Annotated in this window: 17 protein-coding genes and 1 tRNA gene; 13 read left to right on the top strand and 5 right to left on the bottom strand. The window is 46.0% G+C overall.

What is annotated here, in order from left to right; genetic code table 11:
- The first annotated feature begins 751 nt into the window (after positions 1-751).
- The 4 genes from VK179_20545 to VK179_20530 are packed head-to-tail and all read left to right on the top strand — an operon-like array spanning position 752 to position 10736.
- On the top strand, positions 752-1093 hold the full coding sequence (locus VK179_20545; GenBank protein HLO61151.1) for a hypothetical protein: 342 nt from the start codon (positions 752-754) through the stop codon (positions 1091-1093).
- A gap of 10 nt (positions 1094-1103) precedes the next feature.
- A complete protein-coding gene (locus VK179_20540) occupies positions 1104-9023 on the top strand; it encodes an immunoglobulin domain-containing protein (protein ID HLO61150.1) in 7920 nt (2639 codons plus the stop codon).
- Positions 9024-9027: 4 nt separating this feature from the next.
- Positions 9028-9927 (top strand): type IX secretion system membrane protein PorP/SprF, encoded by a 900-nt coding sequence (locus VK179_20535; GenBank protein ID HLO61149.1) that lies wholly within the window; start codon positions 9028-9030, stop codon positions 9925-9927.
- Positions 9927-10736, top strand: a complete 810-nt coding sequence (locus VK179_20530; protein ID HLO61148.1) for a DUF4296 domain-containing protein — start codon at positions 9927-9929, stop codon at positions 10734-10736. Before VK179_20535 ends, VK179_20530 begins: the two co-directional genes overlap by 1 nt.
- A 7-nt stretch (positions 10737-10743) precedes the next feature.
- Here VK179_20530 and VK179_20525 read toward each other — a convergent pair whose 3' ends face one another.
- Positions 10744-12054, bottom strand: coding sequence for a DUF5009 domain-containing protein (locus VK179_20525; GenBank protein ID HLO61147.1), 1311 nt, complete (start codon positions 12052-12054; stop codon positions 10744-10746).
- A 47-nt stretch (positions 12055-12101) separates the two neighbouring features.
- Here VK179_20525 and VK179_20520 point away from each other — a divergent pair, with 47 nt between their 5' ends.
- The 5 genes from VK179_20520 (at position 12102) to VK179_20500 (ending at position 16637) form a co-directional block, all read left to right on the top strand.
- A complete protein-coding gene (locus VK179_20520; GenBank protein HLO61146.1) occupies positions 12102-12659 on the top strand; it encodes an RNA polymerase sigma factor in 558 nt (185 codons plus the stop codon).
- A complete protein-coding gene (locus VK179_20515) occupies positions 12656-13213 on the top strand; it encodes a hypothetical protein (protein HLO61145.1) in 558 nt (185 codons plus the stop codon). The genes VK179_20520 and VK179_20515 overlap by 4 nt, the downstream gene beginning before the upstream one ends.
- Before the next feature lie 10 nt (positions 13214-13223).
- Positions 13224-14519: a hypothetical protein gene (locus VK179_20510; GenBank protein ID HLO61144.1), complete on the top strand. Its 1296-nt coding sequence runs from the start codon at positions 13224-13226 to the stop codon at positions 14517-14519.
- A 9-nt stretch (positions 14520-14528) separates the two neighbouring features.
- Positions 14529-15440 (top strand): hypothetical protein, encoded by a 912-nt coding sequence (locus VK179_20505; GenBank protein ID HLO61143.1) that lies wholly within the window; start codon positions 14529-14531, stop codon positions 15438-15440.
- 210 nt (positions 15441-15650) lie between these two features.
- Positions 15651-16637, top strand: a complete 987-nt coding sequence (locus tag VK179_20500; protein HLO61142.1) for an NAD-dependent epimerase/dehydratase family protein — start codon at positions 15651-15653, stop codon at positions 16635-16637.
- Positions 16638-16733: 96 nt separating this feature from the next.
- On the opposite strand, the gene VK179_20495 is transcribed toward VK179_20500, so the two are convergent.
- Positions 16734-16805, bottom strand: a tRNA-Arg gene (locus VK179_20495).
- Positions 16806-17143: 338 nt separating this feature from the next.
- Between VK179_20495 and VK179_20490 the strand changes: the two genes are divergently transcribed.
- The 4 genes from VK179_20490 to VK179_20475 are packed head-to-tail and all read left to right on the top strand — an operon-like array spanning position 17144 to position 21075.
- Entirely contained in the window at positions 17144-18106 is a 963-nt protein-coding gene (locus VK179_20490) for a glycosyltransferase (GenBank protein ID HLO61141.1), read from the top strand.
- Between the two features lie 15 nt (positions 18107-18121).
- Positions 18122-19411 (top strand): glycosyltransferase family 1 protein, encoded by a 1290-nt coding sequence (locus VK179_20485; GenBank protein ID HLO61140.1) that lies wholly within the window; start codon positions 18122-18124, stop codon positions 19409-19411.
- A 2-nt stretch (positions 19412-19413) separates the two neighbouring features.
- Positions 19414-19953, top strand: a complete 540-nt coding sequence (locus VK179_20480; GenBank protein HLO61139.1) for an HAD family hydrolase — start codon at positions 19414-19416, stop codon at positions 19951-19953.
- A 3-nt stretch (positions 19954-19956) separates the two neighbouring features.
- Positions 19957-21075, top strand: a complete 1119-nt coding sequence (locus VK179_20475) for a glycosyltransferase family 9 protein (GenBank protein ID HLO61138.1) — start codon at positions 19957-19959, stop codon at positions 21073-21075.
- On the opposite strand, the gene VK179_20470 is transcribed toward VK179_20475, so the two are convergent.
- From VK179_20470 to VK179_20460, 3 genes are read right to left on the bottom strand one after another with little or no spacing between them, the layout of a single operon-like run.
- Positions 21019-22020, bottom strand: coding sequence for a glycosyltransferase family 9 protein (locus VK179_20470; GenBank protein ID HLO61137.1), 1002 nt, complete (start codon positions 22018-22020; stop codon positions 21019-21021). The two genes, VK179_20475 and VK179_20470, sit on opposite strands and share 57 nt — an antisense overlap.
- A gap of 45 nt (positions 22021-22065) precedes the next feature.
- Positions 22066-23031 (bottom strand): glycosyltransferase, encoded by a 966-nt coding sequence (locus tag VK179_20465; GenBank protein ID HLO61136.1) that lies wholly within the window; start codon positions 23029-23031, stop codon positions 22066-22068.
- Positions 23032-23042: 11 nt separating this feature from the next.
- Positions 23043-24812 (bottom strand): carbamoyltransferase C-terminal domain-containing protein, encoded by a 1770-nt coding sequence (locus tag VK179_20460; GenBank protein ID HLO61135.1) that lies wholly within the window; start codon positions 24810-24812, stop codon positions 23043-23045.
- Positions 24813-24876 lie beyond the last annotated feature (64 nt).

Raw genomic sequence — 24876 nt, 5'->3', positions numbered from 1 at the left:
AGCCCTGACTTACTTTTTTTCTGCAGCAAAAAAAAGTAAGCAAAAAATGCCGCCGCTGCTGAAAAAATCGCTAAAAATTAATTCACTACGCTAAAAGAAAAGAACTCGTCCGCAGGAATCGGACTCAGACAGCTTTTCTTTCTTAACGCTTCGTGAATTAATTTTTTTAACGCGTTTTTTCAGAGGCGGACATAGCGGTCATTAGGCGTAATCACTAAGTTAATTGAAGCGGATAGTCAATTTGACCATCTCACAGCTTTTTATTTAAACCACAGCAATAATCGAAGCACCGTGCGGTTGCCGGGACAAAACGGGGAGCCGGCGTGGCTGTGAATGCTGCAAGGCTGGAATTTCTTAGAAACGAGCTTGCGACCGTTTGTTAGAAATTCCTGCCTTGCAGCAGAGAGCGCTGGAAGTCGTTTTGTCTGGTCTTTTCTTTGTTCCTTTCTTTGTGACAGGACAAAGAAAGGAAGAGCTTCACAACTTATTAACAAACAATCCCTTTCCTTCGTTTTTCTATTTCATTAATCCACAGCTTTTTACAATCTGAGAGTTATTGTCTCAAAAAGCGTTTGTTAAAACCTTGAATTTTAATGCCTTGATTTTAACCTTACATTTAATTTCGATTCACGAAATTTCCTTGTAATCAGGGGGAGGGGGCATTTTTACATTACGAAACAATTACCGGGAATTCTCGTAAAACTAACACTGCGCCAGTTGTGCGTAAATATTGAGATAAAAATGTAACCCTATGAAAAAGATAGCAGTAGTGCTGTTTCTGATGTTATTTCCGGCTGCTTTTACATTCTGCCAGGATATGCAGTTTACGTACCAGGTGAAATACACAACCGACAATTCGGGTGTGAAAGCCGACATCACCGTTACGGTGCAATCAGGCTCTCCCGATTTCGTGTATTATCTGACAACCAACCACCCGGTAAACAGCAAAGTACTTTTTAAATCCGACCGCACGAAAAAGCGCAGTTATACCTTCGAAGGCGTGAAACCCGGAACGTATTTCATTAAAATTGAAGACGGCTCGGGCGAGCAGAGAGGTCAATCGGTTATCATCAGTGAATCCATGAACTTATAATACATTTCCCATGGCTATGCGATTAAACTATTTATGCCTGTTCTTTGCCTTCGTCGTTTCCGGATCCCTGGCACTTCAGGCACAATCAGTGACTTTTACACGCACTGAAATCACCTGCCACGGTGCTGACGACGCAACCATGAAAATGACCCGCACAGGCGGAGCATCCACATACTGGTACGTTTATCTGAACCTTACGAACCCGACGCAGAGTGACTCTGTTGGCCCCACAACCAGCACGGAATATACGTTTACAGGCCTTCCTTCTGACGATCTGCTTGTATTCTATGTAAGGGACAATGTAACAGAAATGTATATCGGTTCATTGCTTACCAGTTTCACCGATAAGGTAGCCCTTTCAGCCACAGTGGGCAAGACCAATGTAAACTGTTTCGGCTCTTCAACGGGAACTATTACAATCAGCAGTCCCGCCGGCGGTTCCGGTGTATTCGATTACTCGATCAACGGGGGAAGCAGCTGGCAGACGACCGGAAATTATACCGGCCTGCCTGCGGGAAATTACAATGTGCAGATCCGTGACCGGAATAATCCCGGTTGCATTAAAGTGCTGAATGCTGCCCTGCAGATCACCCAGAATGCGCAGATGAACGCTACGCTGACCTCAGCAAATTCCACCTGCTGGCACTCGAACAACGGAACCATAACCATTACAAATCCTACCGGAGGATCAGGATCCGGTTACCAGTATACCATCACGGGAACCACTCCCTGGTCAAGTTCAGGCAGCTATACTGCCCTTGCCCCCGGAACCTATAACGTGGTCATGCGTGATCAGAGCTTTACAACCTGTACACGCACGCTTAACGGGGCCCTTGTGCTTACCGAGCCCACACAACTCACTGTTTCAGACATTGTGATCAATAAAGGCCTTACCTGTAATGAAGGTTCCGACGGAGTGTTGCAGGCTGTTGTATCGGGCGGAACACCGCCATATAGCTACACCTGGAGCATCAGGTCGGGTTCCAGCTGGGTGCCTATCGGCCAGACAGGCCAGACAGCCACCAACCTGGCACAGGGAAGGTACCAGGTTGTTGTGAATGATTCGAAAGGCTGCGGTCCCGCCAATGCCGTCGAATATTTCTTCGAAGGATTCACCGACAGTATACCGCCCGTATTCAATTTCGACAATGCAGTGGCCACCACCACCTGCTCGGGACAGACAAACGGATCGATACAGATTACTGCATCAGGAGGAGTAAATCCCTATAAATTTTCAATTACAACCGGCGGTGCAAGCGGATACCAGGCTTCAGGCCTTTTCAGCAACCTGGCAGCCGGAACCTATCAGCCCTGGGCTATGGACAAGAAAGGCTGTAAGAAAAGCGGAGCCAACGTAGTTGTAGGAACTACCCCTACTGTGCCCGTGAGTGTGAGTATCACAGCCAATCCGTCAGGAAGCATATGTCCCGCTACGAGCGTTCAGTTCACAGCCACGCCGGTTAACGGAGGTACAGCACCCGCTTACCAGTGGACACTGAATGGTGCCAATGTGGGAGCCAACCAGGCTACTTACACCAATGCCGCACTGGCAGCCGGTGACCAGGTGAAAGTGATCCTTACATCCGATATCCGCTGTACTACAGGTAACCCTGCCACTTCAAATACAATAACTGCCGCACTCAAAACAGTGACCGCTATAACCGCCCAGCCGGCTTCTGCAACACAGTGTGCCGGAACCAATGTGACGTTCACTGTTTCGGCAAACGGGACAAACCTGACCTACCAGTGGAGAAAGAACGGCACCAACATAACAGGGGCCAATTCAAGTTCCTATACGATCAACAACATTGCTGCCGGAGACGCCGGAAACTATTCGGTTGTGGTAACCGGTGACTGCGGAACAGCCACATCAAACAATGCAGCCCTTGTTGTAAATGCAAACACGGCGATCAGCACACAACCCCAGGCTCAAACGAAATGTGCCGGAACAAGTGTAACCTTCAGTGTAACAGCCACAGGTACCAACCTTACTTACCAGTGGAGAAAGAACGGGACAGCCATCGGCGGTGCCACCTCAGGCTCTTATACGATCGCCAGTGTGGCGGCAGGTGATGCCGGCAACTATTCGGTGATCGTTTCAGGTGATTGCGGCGGAAGTGTAACTTCTTCCAATGCCCTGCTCACCGTGAACCCGGTAACGTCAATATCAACACAGCCAACTCCTGTAACCGTATGCGCAGGCGCAGGAGCAACCTTCACCGTTGCGGCAACCGGTTCAAACCTGACCTACCAGTGGAGAAAGAACGGTACCAACATCACAGCGGCCAACAGCAGTACTTACACCATCGTTACTACGGTTGCGGGTGATGCAGGAAATTATTCGGTGGTTATAACCGGAGATTGCGGTACTGTAACATCCAACAATGCAGCCCTCGTTGTAAATGCTGCTACAGTTATAAGCACACAGCCACAGGCTCTTACACGGTGCGCCGGAACAGGTGCCACTTTCACCGTTACAGCAACAGGCACCAACCTTACTTACCAGTGGAGGAAGAACGGGACTGCGATCGGCGGTGCAACCTCCAGCTCATATACAATAGCCAGTGTGGCAGCAGGTGATGCCGGTAACTATTCGGTTGTCGTTTCAGGCGATTGTGGAAGTGTAACTTCATCAAATGCATTATTAACCGTAAACCCGGCGACTGTAATTTCAGTACAGCCTTCACCGGTTACAGTGTGTGCCGGTTCAGGGGCAACATTTACGGTTTCGGCCACAGGTTCGAACCTTACTTACCAGTGGAGGAAAAACGGTACTAACATAACCGGTGCCAATGGCATTACTTACACAATAGTCGCAACCGTGGCCGGAGACGCCGGGAATTATTCGGTTGTTGTTACAGGAGATTGCGGAACCCTGACTTCAAATAATGCAGCTCTCACTGTGAATCCCGCTACCGCAATTTCTGTTCAACCCCAGGCAGTTACGGGGTGTGCAGGTACAAGTGCCACATTCACCGTTACAGCCACCGGTACAAACCTTGTATACCAGTGGAGGAAAAATGGAACGGCCATTCCGGGAGCCAACAGCAGTTCGTATACCATTGCAAGCATTGCTGCAGGTGATGCAGCCAACTATTCGGTAGTTGTATCGGGTGATTGCGGAGCTAATGTAACTTCAGCCAATGCAGCCTTAACCGTTAATCCGCTTACTGCCATCACAGGTCAGCCTAACCCGGTTACCCAGTGTGCCGGAACAAGTGTCACATTCACAGTAACGGCAGTGGGTACAAACCTTACCTATCAATGGAAAAAGAACGGAACCAATATAACAGGTGCCACATCGGCATCTTATACAATAGCCAGTATTGCAGCAGGTGATGCAGGAAACTATTCAGTTACGGTGACGGGCACCTGCGGCGGAAGCGTGACTTCCAATTCAGTGGCGCTCACTGTGAATCCCGCAACAGCCATATCAGTTCAGCCTCAACCTGTAACCCAGTGCGTTGGTACAAATGCCACATTCACCGTTACGGCTACCGGTACGAACCTTGTTTACCAGTGGAGGAAGAACGGAACAGCCATTCCCGGTGCCAACTCAAATTCATATACCATTACAGGCATTGCCGCCGGCGACGCCGGTAACTATTCGGTTGTGGTATCAGGCGATTGCGGCGCCAATGTGACTTCGGGTAATGCGGCTCTCACTGTCAACCCGGCTACATCCATTTCAGTTCAACCTGTATCATTAACTCAATGCGCCGGAACCAGTGCAAGCTTCTCGGTCACTGCAACGGGTGTTAACCTCACTTACCAGTGGAGAAAAAACGGAACCGCCATACCAGGGGCAACCTCTTCAACATATACCATTGCAAGCATTGCAGCAGGAGACGCAGCCGATTATTCGGTTGTGGTAACAGGAGGATGCGGAGCTGCAGTTACTTCGGGTAACGCAACGCTCACCGTCAATCCTTTAACTGCCATTTCTGTTCAGCCACAGCCGATAACCCAGTGCGAAGGCACAAATGCCACGTTCACTGTAACGGCCACCGGAACCGGTCTCGGATACCAGTGGCGTAAAAACGGAACGGCCATCCCCGGAGCCAATGCAAGCTCCTATACAATCAACGGCATTGCAGCAGGTGATGCCGGAAACTATTCCGTTGTGGTATCCGGAAACTGCGGTGCCAACGTAACTTCAAATGCGGTTGCCCTTACGGTTAACCCTGCCACATCGATCACGCAGCAACCCACATCGGTATTGCAGTGTGCCGGTACCACAGCCACTTTTACAGTCACTGCGGCAGGTGTAAACCTGAAATACCAGTGGAGGAAAAATGGTACCAACATTGCCGGGGCAACAAACCGGACTTATTCGATCGCTTCGATAGCAGCCGGCGATGCAGGAAATTATGATGTGGTTGTAACCGGAGATTGCGGACCCGCAATCACTTCCGGTACAGTGACCCTTGCCCTCAATCCGGCCACGGCTATAACCATTCAGCCGGCACCGGTAACCGAATGTGCAGGTAACCCGGTTACATTCAGTGTAACTGCTGACGGACTGAACCTGACCTACCAGTGGAAGAAAAACGGAACCAATATAACCGGTGCCAACGGAAGTATTTACACAATTGCTTCAATAGCCGCCGGTGATGCAGCCAACTACTCGGTTACAGTAACCGGAACCTGCGGAACAGTGATATCAAACAATGCAGCACTTACTGTCAACAATGCCCCGGCAATCACTTTGCAACCCGTGGCAGTTACACAGTGTGCAGGTACCAATGTAACATTCAGGGTTACAGCCACTGGCGCTAACCTGACCTACCTGTGGAGAAAGAACGGTAACCCGATTTTCCCCGCTGAAACCAATTCAACATTAGTTATCACAGCAATTGATGCTGCCGATGCCGGTAATTATGACGTAGTGATCTCAAACTCCTGCGGAGATGCAACAAGCAATGCCGTGGCTCTTACAGTGGCCCAGAACCCTGTAATAACCAGCCAGCCGGTCGACCAGGATCTTTGTGAAGGAAGTGATGTTACTTTTACTGTAACGGCAACCGGCACAAATCTCACGTACCAATGGAGGAAAGACGGGGTTAATATGCCCGGTCGGACCACCGCTACTCTTGACCTAACTTCCATTTCACTTGCCGATGCGGCAACATATGATGTCAAAGTATATGGCATGTGTGATACGATCACCAGCAACCCGGCAGTGTTGCTTGTTTACCAGGGCACTGTGGCAGATATTATCAATTCTGACACTATCGTTTGTAAGGACGCTGCTGTTCAGTTTACAGTGGCTGCAATCGGTTCAGGATCTATAACCTACCAGTGGCAGCACCTGTATTACGGATCATGGATTGATGTGGCCAATGATTCGCGTATTTCAGGATCCACAACCACTACACTTTCGATTGACCCGGTTGATTATGCCGATACCGGTTATTACAGGGTACTTGTAAATGGTGATTGCGGCTCGTCGTATTCCGACCTTGTAAGACTGGATGTAAATAGCCTGGTTGCCACCATCGGAACTCCGGCTCCATTTATGATCAATACAGCCACCACTTCGATTGAAGTAGGCGTTAAAATAACGAATCATTTCCTTAAACACGATCTTGGATTCGCACTGGTTGCTCCTGACGGAACGGAAGTATTGCTGAAAGGCCCGGGTGATTTCTGTGTTCCCAATCATCCGGTCAGTGTGAATGTTCAATTCACGACGAAGGCTGATCCCGCGGATACAATCAACTACTGTGTGGCTTCAAACAATATTACAGGCACTTTTGCCGCCACCGGCGACTGGAGTGTGCTTAACGGCATGGATCCTTCGAACGGCGCATGGCAGGTCCGCATTTACGATGCCGAGAATGCCAACGGTGACCCGGCTGACGGATTGCTCACATCGGCCACTCTCACATTCATTGACCTGGATGCCCAGGGTGATACTGCTGTTGTATCCTATAATTCAGGAAATATTGCAACAGGTATACAGAACCCAATTAACACCGAATTACATCCCACCTCGTATGTAGTACCCATCCGGTTAATGACAACCTGTTTCAATTCAAACGATGCCCATGCCATTGTAACCGTTTCGGGTGGCGTCGCACCTTTTACCTATGTATGGACAGGACCTGTTTCACTGCCGGATGAAAACGATGTAATGCTCGGTCCGGGCACCTATTCGGTTCTTGTTACCGATGCCCTGGGTTGTACATCGGTTGCCACTGTTGAGGTGAGTGCCCCTCCGGCCATTACGTTTGACGATGTTCAGCATACCGATACGCTGCTCTGCTACGGTTCATCCGATGGAATTATAAGGGCCAAAGCAAGCGGAGGTAACGAAGGAATCGTTTATACACTCATTCCGGGTGACAACGCATCATCGGTTGCCGATTCAGGTGTATTCCTGAATTTAGCAGCCGGAACCTATACCATCAGGGCAACTGATCTTAACGGCTGTTCGCTCGATTCCACAATAACCATTTATCAGCATGAAGAGCTTATTGTGGATATTGACATTGTTCCGGTTATCGGAACCGATCCGGGAAGCATCACACTCACAGCCAGCGGAGGAGTTGCGCCTTATGAGTATTCGATTGATAATGGTACTACGGTTCAGGACAGCGGCAAATTCACCAATCTCGCTGCCGGTATTTACCACGTGCTTGTCACCGATTCGCTCGGATGTACATTCGCACAGGATGTCAACCTGAGTGTTGAAATCCTGAACGTGGATGTTACAAAGCACGATGTTTCATGCTACGGTCTTGCCGATGGCAGTTTCTTCCTTGCCCTGATTGACGGAACCGGGCCTTATACACTTACCGGTTCATTTACCGATACCCTTGTGATTAACAGCGGAGCTTTCTCGTTTACAGGACAGACAGCGGGATCATATGATGTAAAAATTGAAGACAGCGAAGGCCGGCTTTTCTTAAGCACCATTGTGATCGGTGAACCTTCTGAAATAGTGGCCACTGCAGCTATTACCGATGCATCGTGCTCGGCCGTGACAACCGACGGTGCCATTGATGTCACCGTAACGGGCGGATCAGGCGAGTACACTTATGAATGGAGCAACGGCGGCACATCGGAAGACCTGTCAGGTATTGAAGCAGGAAATTACAAGCTTGTCGTTTCCGACACAAACGGCTGTAACAGCGGTGAATTTGATTTCACTGTAGTCGGGCTTAACCAGGCCAATGCCTATGCCGGCGAGGATGATACCATCTGCCCGGGAACGGAATACCAGTTGTTTGGTTCGCCCATTGCCGACAGCGTGAAATGGGAACCGGCAAATCTGCTTGATGATAATACACTGATCAGTCCTATTGCCACCGTTCAGACCCGTACGCCGTTCATCTACACGGTATATGACAATGGCTGTTACGATAAAGATACCGTAGTTATTGATGTTCATGAACGGATCGGAATGGATATCTATGATCCTTCTGGCGAACAGGCCAGTGTGGGCGATTCATTGTACCTGCTTGAAGGAGAAACAGCGACACTGGCAGCCACCCCGGGATTTGCATCCTATCATTGGGATCCTGCTACCGGCCTGAGTGATCCTGATGCGCAGGCTGTTGTGCTCTCGCCCGGGTCAACGATTTTCTATACCGTATTCGGCACAACCGACAAAGGTTGCGTTGAAACCGATATGGTAAAAGTTGTCATTGCCAGGAAAATCAAAATATACACCGGGTTCAGTCCCAACGGAGATGCCTACAACCAGACATGGAGAATTGAAAATGCCTGGCAGTATGGCGAAAGGATAAAGGTGAGAGTGTTCAACCGCTGGGGTGAACTTGTATTTGAATCGAAAGGATACAGTGTGGAATGGGACGGTTCCCGCAACGGTAAATTATTGCCCATCGGGGCCTACTATTATATCATTGATGTAAAAGACGGTAAAACAGAACCCTATACCGGAACAGTAACCATTTTAAGATAAGAGGATGAAACGAATTGTCAGCCTAATATGCCTATCCGTTGTCGCAGGTTTTTCATTGCTTGCGCAGCAGGATCCGTTATCGACCATGTTCATGACCAATCCTTTTGTTCTGAACCCTGCGATAGCGGGAACCAACAAGTATTTCCAGGTAACATCCTCCAACCGTTTTCAATGGGTTGGCCTTTCCGATGCGCCGATCACCAATTCAATCAGCGTATATGGCCCGATGGTCAAATATCCCATGGGATGGGGCGGAACAATCTATTATGATGTCTGTGGGCCTGTAAGTACCGGAACCATTCACGGTTCTTATGCTTACCAATATAACATTAATGAGGAAATGAACGTTTCTGCCGGTTTGAGCGTGGGAATCATGCAGTATAAAATCGACTTTTCAAAAATCGATATGTACGATGATGCTGATCCTGTGGTCAATTCAAAGGAAAGCTATTACATTCCGGATGCCAATGTAGGTTTTTATTTCTGGTCATCAACATACAATGTAGGATTGGTTTTCAGGCATGTGTTGAATAACAAGATCAACCTGTATTCTTCAACAAGCCGTGACAGCAGCAGCCGGTTAAAACCACATATTTACCTTGTGGGCGGTTACAAATATTATGTAAATCGCGAATGGGCGGTGGAGCCCGGAATTGTTCTTAAAAAAGTATGGCCTGCACCGTTTCAGCTTGATGTGAATTGCCGGGTATGGTATAAAAACATGTACTGGGCCGGACTTTCTTACCGCACACAGGAAGCATTATCCATAATGATAGGCTATATTTACGACCGGAAAATTTATATAGGATATTCCTATGATCTCGTGTTAAATCCATTGGGAGCGCATAACTTTGGATCCCATGAGATTATGCTCGGATACCGGTTCAACGATATTAAAGACTGATGCAGAAAAAAATATTTTTATCAGGTTACCGGGCAGCAGGAATAGTGATAATCCTGCTGCTTTCGGTTTCATGCCGGCACAACCATAAAGCTTTCATTTTACCTGAAAAGCAATTTATTTCGGTGCTGGTTGACCTGCACATTGCTGAATCGATTGGAGTTCAGTACAGGCGTGATATGGATCTGAAATACAGGGTTGATTCGGCCACATTGTACGGTTCGGTATTTGAAAAGCACCATATAACCCGTGCCATGTTTGATTCCACCCTGATTTATTACGGAGCCAGGCCTGAAAAATTTCAGAAAATTTACAATGCGGTTACAGCAAAGCTGAAGCGCATGGAACAGGATATTATCGATACCGAAAAGCAGATCGAGATTGCCGGAACCGAAACGTTGTATAAAAATGATACTACTTATGTGTTCCCCAAAAACGGACCTGACCGCATCGCTATTGACGTGCCGATAAGCGGACCGGGAATATATACCGTTTCTGCCGATGTGAAGCTGCTGGACGATGATATGTCGGTTGATCCCAGGATGAGTGTTTATTTGTATAAAAGTGATACCAGTGCTGAAGGCAGGAAGCTGAATTTCCAGGAAATCAGGTTTACCAATCGTACGGGTGAAAACCGCAATTACGAGGCTGTCCGCCGCGTAATTGACAGTTCTTATACGAACATCCGTGGTTATATAGCCAACTATTCAAATACCGACAGCACTTTCAGGCGAAACATGGTGGTGAAGAACATCATTGTAACCCGCCGTGATATCAATTACGGCAAGGCCTACCCGGCGAGGGTAGAATAGGTGTTATTTATAATTTCACAAATATCTTCTTCCTGTACAACACATAAACAGGGATATAACACAAACCCACATACATCAGCGCCCAGATCAGCGAGCTGAATTCAGGGGATATCCCGACTGAAACCATGGCATCCCAGCAAACCTGCACCAGTGATTTACCGGCAAAAAATGCAGGGGTGACCAGTCCCAGGAACAGGAATGATATGATATAGGCTGCTATGGCATTTGAGCCAAAAACGACAAAAGGGAAAACCAGTTTGTCTCTTTTCATTATATCGATTACCCAAATACAAAGTGCGAAAACAAGCAGGGCTGAACCTGCGGTTACAAGCACAAAGGAGCTTGTCCACAGATTTTTGTTAACCGGGAATACGAATGACCAGGCAATACCGGCTAAAAGCAGTGATATTCCTAAAATCGGTAATTTGCGAACGGCACCGCTTAGTTTTTCAAATTTTCTCATGAAGGTACCCGTAAGCATTCCGAGCATTCCGGTAACTATTGCCGGAAAAGTACTGAGAATCCCTTCAGGATCATGAACTTTATCCCACAGTATCCCGGGGAGGTATTTTCTGTCGAACCATGAGGCCAGGTTATTGACCGGTTCCAGCGAAGGCTTTCCGGTTTCAGGTACAGGAACAAGCGTCATCACAAGCCAGTAGCCAATAAGAATAACAGCTGCGATGGCTGTTTGAGTTTTCCAGCCTGTCTTAATGTAAAGAATGCTGCAAGCCAGGTAAACTATTGCAATTCGTTGCAGAACACCGGCTATACGTAATCCGCCCAGATAAGGGATCAGCAGGAGATTCAGCAATATGCCGATTCCGAATAACAGGAAAGTGCGTTTAGCAATCCGGAAATAAAGGGTTTGATTTGGTCTGGAGTCCTTCAGCTTTGAAAGGGACAACGTAATTGAAATGCCCATGATAAAAACGAAGAACGGGAACACGAAATCGGCAATTGTAATGCCGTGCCATGGGGCATGTCCGAGGAGGTAGAATTTTTGTTCCTCGCTTCCCGGGTTATTTACAAGAATCATAAAAGCAATGGTGAGTCCCCTGAGAAAATCAAGGGAGATCATGCGGTTCTGAGTTGAATGTGGTTTCATAAAATGAAAATGGGTGAAAATTATCGGCTGAGAACATATAAATTTAATCAAATATTGAGTCTGGCAAGACTTCTTAAATCGTAAATCAGTATTCGGGTCGGTATTGGTTTTCATCCAGCATCCAGCATCCAGTATCGCTCTTTTCAACGCCATGCCTGTGCGGGCAGATTTCCGGCATCCGGCATCCAGTATCCAGTATCCAGCATACATGCAACCTTTTTTTACTTTCTTTACACTATAAGATGAATTTCAGTCAAATGCCGTTTCACAAACAGGGGAATGATAAAAGTTTGGTACAGGGATGCCTGCAAGGGGACCGGTATTGGCAGAAAATGCTCTTTGAAAAGTACAAAGATGCCATGTATACCGTGGCTTTCCGGATCCTGAGGAATGAAGCACTGGCAGCCGATGCGCTACAGGAAGGGTTTATAGAGGTTTTCAGGGGTATTTCAAATTACAGGTTTGAATCGTCGCTTGGAACCTGGATCAGAACAATCATAATCCGTTGCTCATTAAGAATTCAGAGGAAAGAGTTTCGGTATACTCCGGACACCGCGACAGAGTTGGAACAATCAGGTGACCTTTCCGAGTCGGCGGGATGGGATGAAAACCTTACCGGGGAGCTTCTTGACAAGGCCATTTCTTTGCTGAGTCCCGGTTACCGGTCGGTATTCATTTTAATCGAGGTGGAAGGGTATTCTCACAAGGAAACAGCAACCATGCTGAATATTTCTGAAGGTACTTCAAAATCACAGCTATCAAGGGCAAAAGTAATTCTCCAGCACTATTTACAGGAGTTTAAAGACGACAGATGAAGGATAAAAAACACATAGTGAAGAAGGCAATTAAGGAACTGCCGGCATTCAAAATGCCTGATCCGGCTTTATGGGAGCGGATTGAAGCACAGCTTGACTGTGAATCTTCATTGAAAAATAAGTTACCTTCATTCAAAGCACCTGGTACAGTTTGGGAAAAAATTGAAAAAGAACTGGATAAGAATCCGAAACGCTTTCTCACTGTAAAACGCATGCAAATACTGGCGGCTGCGGCGGTTGTAATCGTGGTGTCTGCCCTGGCCCTGTATGGCATTATAAAATCCCGAGAGGCAATGGAATCGCAGGGATCAGAAACCGTTCAGATCACCAGTCCGGTTTATGATCCTGCCCTTTGTGAGAATAACCCGGATGTCTGCAAAAGTCCTGCTTTCATTGACCTTGAAAAGCAGCTCGGTGATGTGAAGATTGAAATTAACGAGCTTGAAAAATACATGAAGCCGGATGATCCCCAACTTATGAAATATTTTCTGAGACTCGAGAACACACGGGTTGAAATAGAAAAGAAAATGGTAAAAATGCTCATCCAATCCTAATTAACCTTATATGACATCATTGCACATTAAAATCAGTTTCGCATTCATTGTTGCTTCCCTGGCCTTAAATGCACAGCAGGATTCCATTCCGTTATCAAAAAAGTTGATTGACACAACAGATGTAAAATACGACAGGCTCTATCAACAATTCCTTGCTGAAAAGGAAAAACCCATTAAGTCTTTATGGAAACTGGATCTGGCCGGTTCCGGTGTTTTGATGCCTGCCATTTCCTATGAACACAAAATGGGTAAAAACTGGTCGGAAGAAACTTTTGTAAAATTCGGACTCCCCTGGAAAGATGGCTTCTTCCCCATGAAATTTGAATGGGAAGTCGATCAGCAATTAAAGTATTACTACAATTTCAAAAAGCGTGAAAAATATGGACAGAACATAAACGGTTTTTCGGGTAATTACGTGGCTCTTGAAGTTTTCAGCGGTGAAGATTATCAGCCAAAACCAGATGTCACGGGTGCAATGCTTGTGGATAAAAGATTTTTTTATGGAACAGGTTTAAGGTATGGCATGCAACGACAGATCGGTCAGAGTGCTTATTTTGATATCTATGTTGGCCTCCGGTTTTTAGGCGGCAACCAGGAAACTTCAGTTTATGAATTGCCAATGGACCGTTACAGCAATTCAGTTCTCGATCGCTCGTGGCATCTGACACCCACATTAGGAATCAGGGCAGGGTTTGATCTCGGAAAAATGCTTACACTGAATAAACAAAGAACCGAAGCCAGATCGGTCTGGAAATTTAATCTAGCTGATTTAGGAATTTTACATACCAATATTGGTTATGAGCGTTTTTTATCTCATAACTGGTCCTTAGACACCTATATTGGAGCAGGTTTGGAAGAAATGGAAGCATTTCGTGATAACAATACTTTTTTTGACTATGATGCCAATTATTTTCCCACGATCAAAATTCAGGAACAGTTACGATATTATCCTGCAATCACCAATTCGTTATCAGGAACCTATGCAGCCCTTGCAGCGTTTGGAGACCTGTTCTATAAAGACTACAGGATTAATGTAACTGACCTGTATAATACGAACCATGCGGGAAAAGTCATATTGCTAAAAAAATACGGTCTGAGCACCGAAATCGGGATCCAGAAGACCCTGGGAAAAATCGGATATATCGATTTATTTGGCGGTTTGAAATATGAGGTTCAGGAATATCCTGTTTTCAGGGCGCCAAATGGAGAATGGCCCGGATACACAATCCTCACCAGGAATCATTTTGTCCCTGTGATTGGTATGCGAGCCGGTATTGTGATCATCAGAGGTCAGAATAACCGATAATTAAAGGCCATGGCAAAAATTTTACTACTTATACTATTCGCTGCCGGCTTTTATAACCTGCCGGCCCAGGAAACCTATAAAACGGTTACCCGGAAATCTGAAAAAACATTTAAATACAATACTCATGGTCAGATCATCATTCAGGCGGAACGGGGCATAATTAGCATTCAAAAATGGGACCGGTCTGAAGTTTCCGTTGAATTTACAATGAGCGCAAAAAATAAAGAGGAATCCGTTGCCCGGAAAGATCTGGATCGTATTGTGTATAATCTCATAAGCAGCAGGGGAAACATATTTCTCAATAACAAGACGGTTATTCCTGATAATGAGCCACAGGAAATTAAAAGTACATTGACATGCGGATATGTGATCCATGTGCCATCCTGGGCTAACATTACTGTTAATAATAAATTTGGCAGGGTTACGGTGAACGAAATATCAGGAGTATTAGCTGGCGGTCTCCAATACTGTGACCTGGCTGTAACGAATTACAATGGTATTTTGAATCTCTCCATCCAGGTCGGGGATTTTGCTGCAACAAACTCAAATGTGCGTGGTTCGCTCAAAACCCGGTATGCTGGTATTACAATGGACAATGTTTCCGGAAAATTATCGGTTGAATGTGAATCAGGGAGTTTTAAAATGATTTCCGGAGAAAAGCCTTTCAACCTGACGATTAATAGCCATGCAACTGAAATCCTGGTTAACAATAAGAATTGCAAACCGAATGTTTTAGAGTTTGAAGGATCGCATTGTCCCCTCACCATGGCAAAGGAATGTTATACAACAAATGCCAGCCTGTTTACAACCAATTATAATCCGAAGCAGGACCAGGAAAAGTGGATGTTGAATTATGTTCCGTCGCCATCCCTGCCGAAACTAAAAATTTATGCCAGTTTCGGATCGATAACGTTGTTGTGATTGGCAAAACTTCTTAAATCGCAAATTGGTGTTCAGTGTTCGCATGGCTTCGGCAAGCTCAGCCACCGCGATATTAAACAATAACAAGCATGCCTTCGACAAGCTCAGTCATGCTTTTTGTGGTAAATAATCAAACGAAATCATATGTCCGTTGAGCTTGTGGTTACTTTTTTGTGATTTGTTGTTTGAAAAATCCCTAACTTTCAATTCATGAAGATCCTGGTAACCGGAGCAAACGGGTTCCTCGCTTCCAATGTAATCAGGGAGCTTAATAAAAGAGGACATCAGGTACGGGCCCTGGTACGTGCGACGGCTGATTTATCTGCTTTGAACGGGGCGGACTATGAGCTGTTCCGGGGGAATATGGTAAATATGATTGATGCTGAAGACGCCGTGACAGGTTGTGATGTGGTTATACATGCGGCAGCCGATACCTCACAGCACTACAGGAGTTTTGAGCCCCTGATGCAGACAAATTACCAGGCGACTTTAAATCTTCTTGAGGCTTCAGGGAAGCACCATATCAAAAGGTTTATTTTTATAAGTACGGCAAACACCCTTGGTCATGGAACCCGGAAAAATCCGGGTAATGAAACGAATCCGGTGAAATATCCTTTTTCGCATGCTCCCTATGCGATAAGCAAGATGAAAGCGCAGGAGCTTGTGCAGGATTACGGGCTGACCGCAAAGCTGAATACAGTAGTTGTCAATCCCACGTTCATGATCGGGCCATATGACACAAAACCAAGTTCCGGAAGGATTCTGCTGATGATGTACGGGAGAAGATTTGTATTTATTCCCCCGGGAGGAAAGAACTTTATTCATGTCGGTGATGCATCAATAGCAATCTGCAATGCAATACAAAATGGTAAATCAGGATCGTGCTATTTACTGGCCAATGAAAATCTGACCTATTCAGAATTCTTTGAGAAACTTAAAAAAACAACGGGTCAAAAATCACTTAAAATTCTGTTGCCAGGCTGGTTCCTTTCATTATTGGGAGATATTGGAAATCTAATTTCTTATGCAGGTATACGTTCCGACCTGAATTCAATTAATGCAGAAATCCTGCGCACAGGTAATTATTATACGGGATTAAAGGCTGTACATGAATTAAACATGCCACAGACTCCGGTTGAAACAGCCATTAAAGATGCCATGCAATGGTTCAGGGAAAACGGCTACCTAAAACCCTAAGAGAAAATTTACGATTTACGATTTACGATTTACGATTAAAGAAGCATTTCGGATTACCGATTACAGATCAATGATTACCGATTACTCATTGCTTAGTAGCCCCACCAGGAATCGAACCTGGATTTAAGGTTTAGGAAACCTCCGTTCTATCCATTGAACTATAGGGCCAAAAGAAATTGCTTCAATGGACGGCAAAAATATTCAAAATAGTCTTATGATCAAAATATTATTTGAGAAAGATGCCGGATACTGGATGCGGAGGAGATACATATAAACATCCCGTCTAAAACACCTGTTAACCGGAGATGGCTAAAGCCATTGACATGACGGTGATCATAGGATAATATACCCCGGCCTGAAGGCACGGGGCAATTAAAAGCTTGATACTGGATACTTGGTGCCAGCCCAAATGTTAAAGTTGAGCAGATAGAACCGCTTCTGATAAACCTTTTCAAGAAAGTCCTGTTCCTAAATTATTGGATCACATCGTTAAAGGCAATGCTGTTATGCGCAAGAAGATTTTTACATGGCATATCCATGGGAGTTATCTCTATTATCTTTCCCTGGGTAATTACGAAATTTACATCCCGGTTAATGAAAAACGGGACGAAGGATATTACGGCCGTGGCCTTACTTTCCCCTTCGGTCCCAATGTAATCGAAGTTCCCGCAGAGGAAGTCAAAACTCACCATTTTGATGTAGTCCTTTACCAGACTGACCGGAATTACCTTGTCGACCAGTACGACATTCTTTCGCCCGAACAGCGCAAGCTTCCAAGAATATTTCTTAAGCACGATCCCCCAATTGCACATCCTGTTAACGCCCGGCTTGTTGTGGTTGACCCCGAAGTCACCGTAGTGCATGTCACACATTTCAACCACCTCATGTGGGATAACGGGAACAGCAGCAGTTACGTCATCAGCCATGGTGTCTCTGACATGGGACATTTGTGGTCGGGCGAAATACAGAAAGGCATTGTGGTTATCAATAACCTGCCCACCCGAGGGCGTCTTTTGGGACTAGACATATTTAACAAAGTGAGAAAAAAGGTTCCGCTTGACCTTGTCGGATTGGGCGCCGAACCGCTTGGCGGTTACGAGGTGCTTCACCCGCAGCTTCCGGCCTTTATCAGCAAATACCGTTTCTTTTTTAATCCTATTCGATATACCAGTCTGGGCCTTGCTGTATGTGAGGCTATGATGCAGGGTATGCCCGTAGTGGGAATGGCTACCACAGAAATGTCAGTCGCTTTACAAAACGGAGTCAATGGTTTTATTCATACGAATACAGATTACCTGATCGAAAAGATGAAATTCCTGCTTGACCGCAGGGCGGAAGCAAAACGGATAGGAGATGCTGCGCGGTTAACAGCCATGCAGATGTTTGATATTTCAAGGTTTACAGGTGAATGGGAAAGCTTGTTCAGCGAAGTGATGCAAAAAAGCAATGTTATGGAAAAGAATATGTAAACCAAACCAGTAAGTATGAAACTAAAAATAGCGTTTATCAGCGAGCATGCCTCGCCACTGGCTCTTGCCGGGGGCGTAGACAGCGGCGGACAAAACATATATGTTAATGAAACAGCTCTTGAACTTTCGAAACACGGATTTGAAATAGATATTTTTACCCGGAAAGATGATACAGCTTTACCAGAAATAGTGAAATTGCACAACGGCATCAGGGTTATTCACATCCATGCCGGCCCTGAAAAATTCATTCCGAAGGAAGAACTGATGCCCTTTATGAAGGAATTCAGCTCAAATATGATCCGGTTTATCAGGTCATACAAAATAACCTATGAACTGGTTCACGCCAATTTCTGGATGTCGGGTATGGTTGCGATGCAGGTAAAGATGAGGCTGGAAATTCCTTTTGTCATTACCTTTCATGCCCTTGGCCTTGTGCGCTCGCTATACCAGAAGGAAGCGGATAAATTCCCCAGGGAACGCAGTGCAATTGAAAAAACAATTATGCAGTATGCCGACAGGATCATTGCAGAATGTCCGCAGGATGCAGAAGACCAGAAAAAATTATACCAGGCTCCTGCAAAAAATATTAGCATCATTCCCTGCGGTTTTAATCCCGATGAATTCCATCCCGTAAACAAAAAAGAAGCACGCCGGTATCTCAAAATCCCTGAAGATACTCACATTATGCTTCAGCTCGGAAGAGTTGTTCCCCGTAAGGGAATTGATACTGTAATCAGGTCACTCAGCTATCTTCATGATATGCCCGATTTAAAACTGCTGGTTGTGGGCGGTGATCGCGATGCCGAAAATGGTCCAAGTGTTGCAGAATTAAAACGTCTTAAAAGAATTGCTGATGAGGAAAACGTTACAGGTAAGGTAGATTTCATGGGACCTCATAACCATGAGGAACTCAGTTATTATTATTCTGCGGCCGATGTATTTGTTTCCACTCCCTGGTATGAACCGTTCGGCATCACTCCTGTGGAATCAATGGCCTGCGGCACTCCCGTGATCGGTTCTGAAGTCGGAGGTATTAAATATACGGTTTTGGATGGCGTTACCGGACTTCTTGTACCGCCTAAAAACCCAAATGCACTTGCTGAAAAAGTAAAAGTGTTGATTCTTAATCCGGCTAAACGCTTTGCAATGGGAACAGCCGGTATCCGCAGGGCCAATGATCTTTTTACATGGGAAAAGGTGGTGCTGAAATTGCAGGATATTTATAATTCCTTGCTTTTCAGTAAACGCAAACACCTCTTTCCGGTGTCTGATCAGAAAATTCAAAGTATCCACAAATCAGCCTGATCATGAGGCAAAGAGCGGTTTTTCTGGATAAGGACGGTACCCTGATCAGGGATATTCCCTATAACACCGATCCCGAAAAGATAATACTGAATGATTATGCATCTGAGGGACTGACCTTGTTATCTGCACGCAATTATCTCTATTTCATCATCACCAATCAACCGGGCATAGCTCTCGGATATTTTAAAGAAGAAGCCCTTGATGGTGTAAAAAACAAGATCTCGGGCATGTTTAAGAAAAGCAGCGCTGACCTGACCGGATTTTTGTATTGCCCGCATAAAGAAAACAGTCATTGTCTTTGCAGAAAACCTTCGCCCGGCCTGATTCTTCAGGCTGCACGGGAATTTAAGCTTAACCTCACCGAATCCTGGATGATCGGGGATATATTAAATGATATCGAAGCGGGAAACAGGGCCGGGTGTCATACAGTGCTCATTGATAACGGGAATGAAACCGAATGGAAGGACGGAGTTTTCAGGACACCCGAATTTATCGCTTCAAGCCTGCAAGAGGCAGCCGAATACATACTCAATAAATCCTGATAAATGAACAGCTGGTCTGAATGCAAAAAAATACTGGTAATCCGGGCTGATAACATGGGCGATCTCATTATGTCGGTTCCTGCGATCCGTGCTGTTAAAGATACTTTCAGATGTTCAGTATCCCTGCTTACTTCCGATGCGGCAGCCCCTGCAGTTGAAATGATCCCTTTCATTGATGAGACCATTACGGCCGATCTTCCCTGGTTAAAAAAAGAAAAAGTGGTCAGTCCTGAAAAACTGACCGGACTTGCCGATAAAATAAAAAATCGTGGGTTTGACGGGTGTATCATTTTCACCGTATACAGCCAGAGTTCGCTGCCAGCCGCCATGTTGGCCTGGATGAGCGGAATAAGGCTCAGGCTGGCGTACTGCCGTGAAAATCCTTACGACCTGCTTACAAACTGGATTCCCGACAAGGAGCCATACATATGGATCCGCCACCAGGTTAAAAGAGATATAGCCCTGGTTGAAAGCATCGGTGCACGGTGTCAGCATGAAGATATTTCCCTTTCCCTGAAAAAGGAGCACAGGGAAAGAATGCGCCGGAAGCTTTTTTTCAAAGGCATTAAGCTGAAAGGCCCGTTCTTTCTTTTTCATCCCGGTGTGAGTGAACCTAAAAGAACATTTCCGGTTGAAAAATGGGTCGATTTGGTGCGGGAAACTTCTGCATACTTTGATTTACCCATTCTGATCACAGGATCACGGCAGGATATCAATCTGGCAACTTCAATAGCGGATGAATCAGGGAAGAAAGCCGAATCGGTCGCCGGTTTATTGACCGTTCCCGAGTCAGGGGCACTTATCCGCCAGTGTTCGTTACTTGTTTCGGTGAATACAGGACCCGTGCACATTGCAGCCGGGTTCAGGACACCGGTTATAGTGCTGTATGCCCGCACCAATCCACAGCATACTCCCTGGAAGACGCCGAACAGGGTTCTTGAATACAGCGTTCCCAGGGAAATGGAAAGTAAAAATGAGGTGATCCGGTATGTGAATGACCTGGTTTATGAACAACAATATCCGGTTCCGGCAACCGATGAGATCCTTGAAGCGATGAAATCACTTTTAGCTTCCGTATCCCTGGCTGAAACTGCCGTTACGTATGAGCGTAATCAACGCTGATTCAGTCTTTGAATAATCAGGATCATCAAGCCAGTTTATTGTATAGAACAAATCCTTATCCAGGGGAGCCCACCTTTGGGGTTCGCCGTCCATTGAAACTATGATCCCGGGTACTTTGAGTGCGGCCGCCATATGGGAAACACCCGTACAATTTGAAACCAATCCCGAAGATCTTTTAAGCATCACACCCATTGATCCCAGGTTTGTTTTACCGGCTGCAATAACCGGCTTGTGTTTCATTTTTGCAGCAACCTCCTCCACTATGGATGTTTCCTCAGGTGTTCCCGTAATCACTGCGTTTAAGCCATTATCTATGCAAAGATCGGCCATGCGGGCAAAATTCTCACGCGGCCATTGTCTCCATGATCCCCTTGATCCGGGGTGTATGCAAACGTATTTTTTATCGGCCAGGTGCAACTGATCATAAGCCAGCAGATCCTCCTCTCTCAAAGGAAACTCCATTTCAACGGATCCGTCGGGTACTCCTATGTGGTGCATCAGTGCCAGGTGCCTCTCGGTTTCATGGCCATAATCAGGGTATGGTAAAAAGAGATCACCGGGTGGTTTGTAATCGGAGGAAGTGTAAAATCCGCCGCAATACCTGGCACCCAAAAGCTCGATGAGTTGATTCACTTTTGTGCCGTTTCCCTGCATCTGCAGGATCAGGTCAAACTTTTCATTTTGCATGGCCAGAATAAATTCAGCAATTGCATTCACATTGTAAGACTGTTCGGGCAACCCGGGGTAGCCGGGAAAGGGAATAAAACCATTGAAATAATGACTGAATCGTTCAGTGATAATTCTCATTCCAGGCAATCCGATCAGGTAAATTGATGCGGAGGGCGCAGCGCTCTTTAACGCCCTTATTGCCGGGATGGAGCAAAGCAGGTCGCCCAGTTGAAGCGCCCTGAATATTCCTATTTTTTTGGTTTTATCAAACTCCATTTTTGTGTTTGATGTTTGATGTTGATGTGTTTGATGCTGGCCAAATCAAAGGAGGAGGGTCCTGTATTTCAGATTGCCATACAGCCGCCAGTAAACCGACAAAAACGGGATCAGGAATGATGTAACCAGCATTTCGGTGACATGAGACGGCGATTTGGAAGAACGCCGGATACGCCGCAGGAAGAATTCAAGCGTAAGGATCAATGCGACACCAGCCAGGATGGCTGCGATAAGCTTGAATCCGTAAATAAATGCCACTGTCGAGAAAACATACGAGAAAACAATAATGTAATAGTTCCACAGGGGTGTTGACTGAATGCGCCAGCGATAGAGATCGGGATGTTTTTTATATAAGAGAGAATCATATATTCCTTTTTTCTGCTCTTTAAGACTCACTCCCCATGGGGCGTGGCGGACAGGGTGTTCTACGACCGCCTTGTGTATTTTCAAAACAGGAATGTGGTGTTTGATCAGCGCGAATTCAAGGTCACTGTCTTCGCGCCATGCGGTTCCGAATCGTTCGTCAAACCCGCCGGTTTGCAACAAAGCCTGTCGCGAGCAGGCACAGTTTGCAGTAATAAAATCTGCAGTCTGCAAATGATAGGTATTCAATGCGAAGTCAGTTGGTTCAGCCGGAACGGGAACCTTTGTAAAACCTGAGAAAGCAACGAACAATTCTCCCGAATAATGATTCAGGAATGATTTCAGCCAGGAAGGTTCAGGCCGGCAATCATCGTCGGTAAAAGCAACAAGATCGGCACATGCTGCCTTCCAGCCCATGTTACGTGCCCCTGCCGGACCCTTCTTTTCAGGCGTATGCATATACCGGATTTGCATCGGCGTTTTCAGCATAAATTCGTTCAGTACCGATTCCGTTTCGGCATCATAACCATCACTGACTACAATCACTTCAAAACGGTTCTTTTCAAGTACTTGTTTCTCAAGGCATCGCAGGCAGTTCATTAATAGTGCCGGCCTCCTGTACGTAGGTATAACTACCGAAATTTCCATTTCAGAATATTTTATCGTAAACTGACTTCTTTACTCAGGGCATCAAGCACCGTGGCATGTAATGAAGTCCCCAGCGATTTATCAATTATAAATGATCCGATTACAAGGGCATCAAAAGGAGATGACCAGAAACATTCAATGGCATCACGGGGAGTGCAGACAATCGGCTTTCCGAGTGTATTGAAAGATGTGTTTACAAGCACCGGCACACCGGTCATGTCCTTGAATGTTTTCAGCAACTGGTAGTATAGAGGGTGCTGGTTGCCGTTGATTGTCTGTATACGTGCTGTTCCGTCCACATGCCTGACAGCGGGTATCTGGTCGGCTTTATCCTTTACCACATTGTAAACGAAAAGCATAAAAGGCGAATATACGGCATCCTCGAACCAAAATGGAGCATCCTCTTCAAGCACCACCGGTGCAACAGGACGGAAGTCCTCCCTGTCCTTTATTTCATTCAGTCTTGCCTGCATCTGAGGATCAACCGGAGATGCAAGGATTGAGCGGCTTCCCAGAGCTCTGGGCCCGAATTCCATCCGGCCCTGGTACCACCCGATGATTTTATTGTTCACCAGTAAGCCGGCTGCTTCTACTGCAGGCTGATCGGTTTTTATATAAGGAATTTTGCATTTGACCAGGAACTTTTCGATTTCCTCATCCGTGTATTCGGGACCCCAGTATGCATGGGTCATTTCAAAACTCCTTGTTCCATTCCGAAGTTCAGAATCAATTTGCAGTGCAGCTCCCAATGCAGTGCCTGAATCACCCGATGCAGGTTGCACCCAGACATTTTTAAAGCCTGATTGCATGGCTATTTTTGAATTCATGACGCAATTCAGCGCCACACCGCCTGCCGTGCACAAATTTTCTTCCCCGGTTTCCTGCTGAAGCCAGTCGGTAATCTGAACCGCTGTTTCTTCAAGAACCTTCTGAAGGGAATGGGCTATATTGAAATGGTTACTCTCAAATGGTTCATGACGCAGGCGTTTTGGACCGAAACAGGCGTCAAAATCCATGAAGTCGATCGTATACTGACCTTTCTCCCCGACATGTATCATTTTTCTGAAAGTCCGCAGGTATTCGGGTTTCCCATAGGAAGCAAGCGCCATCACTTTATATTCATCACCTGAATGCATAAAGCCAAGATGGGTTGTAACCCTTTCATAGAGCAATCCCAGGGAGTGGGGTAAATTAACCTGCCCTATCCGCTGAATGGCATAATCTTTTCCAGTACTGTAAGTGGTGGAAGCTTTCTCCCCTCTTCCATCCATTGTAAGGATGGCGGCTCTTTTAAAGGGCGACGGGTAAAAAGCACTGGCTGCGTGAGCCAGGTGATGTTCAACATAATGCCATTCCCAGTCGGATATTTTACTGCCGATGAATCGCTTTTGCAGATGATGAGGCCAGCCGTCGGCAAGTTGTCCCGGCGCATTTACGATATAGGATAGCATCAGCGGCTCCCATGGATTGGTTCCGTCAGCCGGGTCGGTATAATTCAGCGGCACCGAAATTGTCCGGTTATGCGCGTATTCTTTATCCAGCAAAACAAAAGGATCAAATGAGTAGGCTATGTGATCCACATCGCTTAAATGAATGCCTGCCGTATGCAGGCAGTAATCAATTGCATGAAAAGGCAACTCCCATGTTGAAAAGGGAACCGGTCTTTTGCCGTATTTGAAATGGGTAAAACGTTCTTCTTCTGCAGCCGCCAATAACAGGCCGTCTTTCAGAAGGCATGCTGATGAATCATGAAATGCAGCATTAATTCCAAGAATATACATAAATTGCTAATAACGGGTTTATAATTAGAGAATTACTGAAGTTGGAACAACACGGGAAGCGCTT

This window comes from Bacteroidales bacterium, from assembly GCA_035299085.1.
Taxonomy (GTDB): Bacteria; Bacteroidota; Bacteroidia; order Bacteroidales; family UBA10428; genus UBA5072.
The sequence above is the reverse complement of the archived record's forward strand: the minus strand, read 5'-3'. Positions and strand labels throughout refer to the sequence as shown.

Bases quoted from the DNA above. Each gene is read 5' to 3' on its own strand.
- VK179_20520 (HLO61146.1), top strand. From the start codon at position 12,102: ATGCCGTTTCACAAACAGGGGAATGATAAAAGTTTGGTACAGGGATGC.
- VK179_20505 (HLO61143.1), top strand. From the start codon at position 14,529: ATGGCAAAAATTTTACTACTTATACTATTCGCTGCCGGCTTTTATAAC.
- VK179_20485 (HLO61140.1), top strand. From the start codon at position 18,122: ATGAAACTAAAAATAGCGTTTATCAGCGAGCATGCCTCGCCACTGGCT.
- VK179_20470 (HLO61137.1), bottom strand. From the start codon at position 22,020: ATGGAGTTTGATAAAACCAAAAAAATAGGAATATTCAGGGCGCTTCAA.
- VK179_20480 (HLO61139.1), top strand. From the start codon at position 19,414: ATGAGGCAAAGAGCGGTTTTTCTGGATAAGGACGGTACCCTGATCAGG.
- VK179_20525 (HLO61147.1), bottom strand. From the start codon at position 12,054: ATGTATGCTGGATACTGGATACTGGATGCCGGATGCCGGAAATCTGCC.
- VK179_20500 (HLO61142.1), top strand. From the start codon at position 15,651: ATGAAGATCCTGGTAACCGGAGCAAACGGGTTCCTCGCTTCCAATGTA.
- VK179_20515 (HLO61145.1), top strand. From the start codon at position 12,656: ATGAAGGATAAAAAACACATAGTGAAGAAGGCAATTAAGGAACTGCCG.
- VK179_20530 (HLO61148.1), top strand. From the start codon at position 9,927: ATGCAGAAAAAAATATTTTTATCAGGTTACCGGGCAGCAGGAATAGTG.
- VK179_20475 (HLO61138.1), top strand. From the start codon at position 19,957: ATGAACAGCTGGTCTGAATGCAAAAAAATACTGGTAATCCGGGCTGAT.
- VK179_20510 (HLO61144.1), top strand. From the start codon at position 13,224: ATGACATCATTGCACATTAAAATCAGTTTCGCATTCATTGTTGCTTCC.
- VK179_20545 (HLO61151.1), top strand. From the start codon at position 752: ATGAAAAAGATAGCAGTAGTGCTGTTTCTGATGTTATTTCCGGCTGCT.
- VK179_20490 (HLO61141.1), top strand. From the start codon at position 17,144: ATGCGCAAGAAGATTTTTACATGGCATATCCATGGGAGTTATCTCTAT.
- VK179_20465 (HLO61136.1), bottom strand. From the start codon at position 23,031: ATGGAAATTTCGGTAGTTATACCTACGTACAGGAGGCCGGCACTATTA.
- VK179_20540 (HLO61150.1), top strand. From the start codon at position 1,104: ATGGCTATGCGATTAAACTATTTATGCCTGTTCTTTGCCTTCGTCGTT.
- VK179_20460 (HLO61135.1), bottom strand. From the start codon at position 24,812: ATGTATATTCTTGGAATTAATGCTGCATTTCATGATTCATCAGCATGC.
- VK179_20535 (HLO61149.1), top strand. From the start codon at position 9,028: ATGAAACGAATTGTCAGCCTAATATGCCTATCCGTTGTCGCAGGTTTT.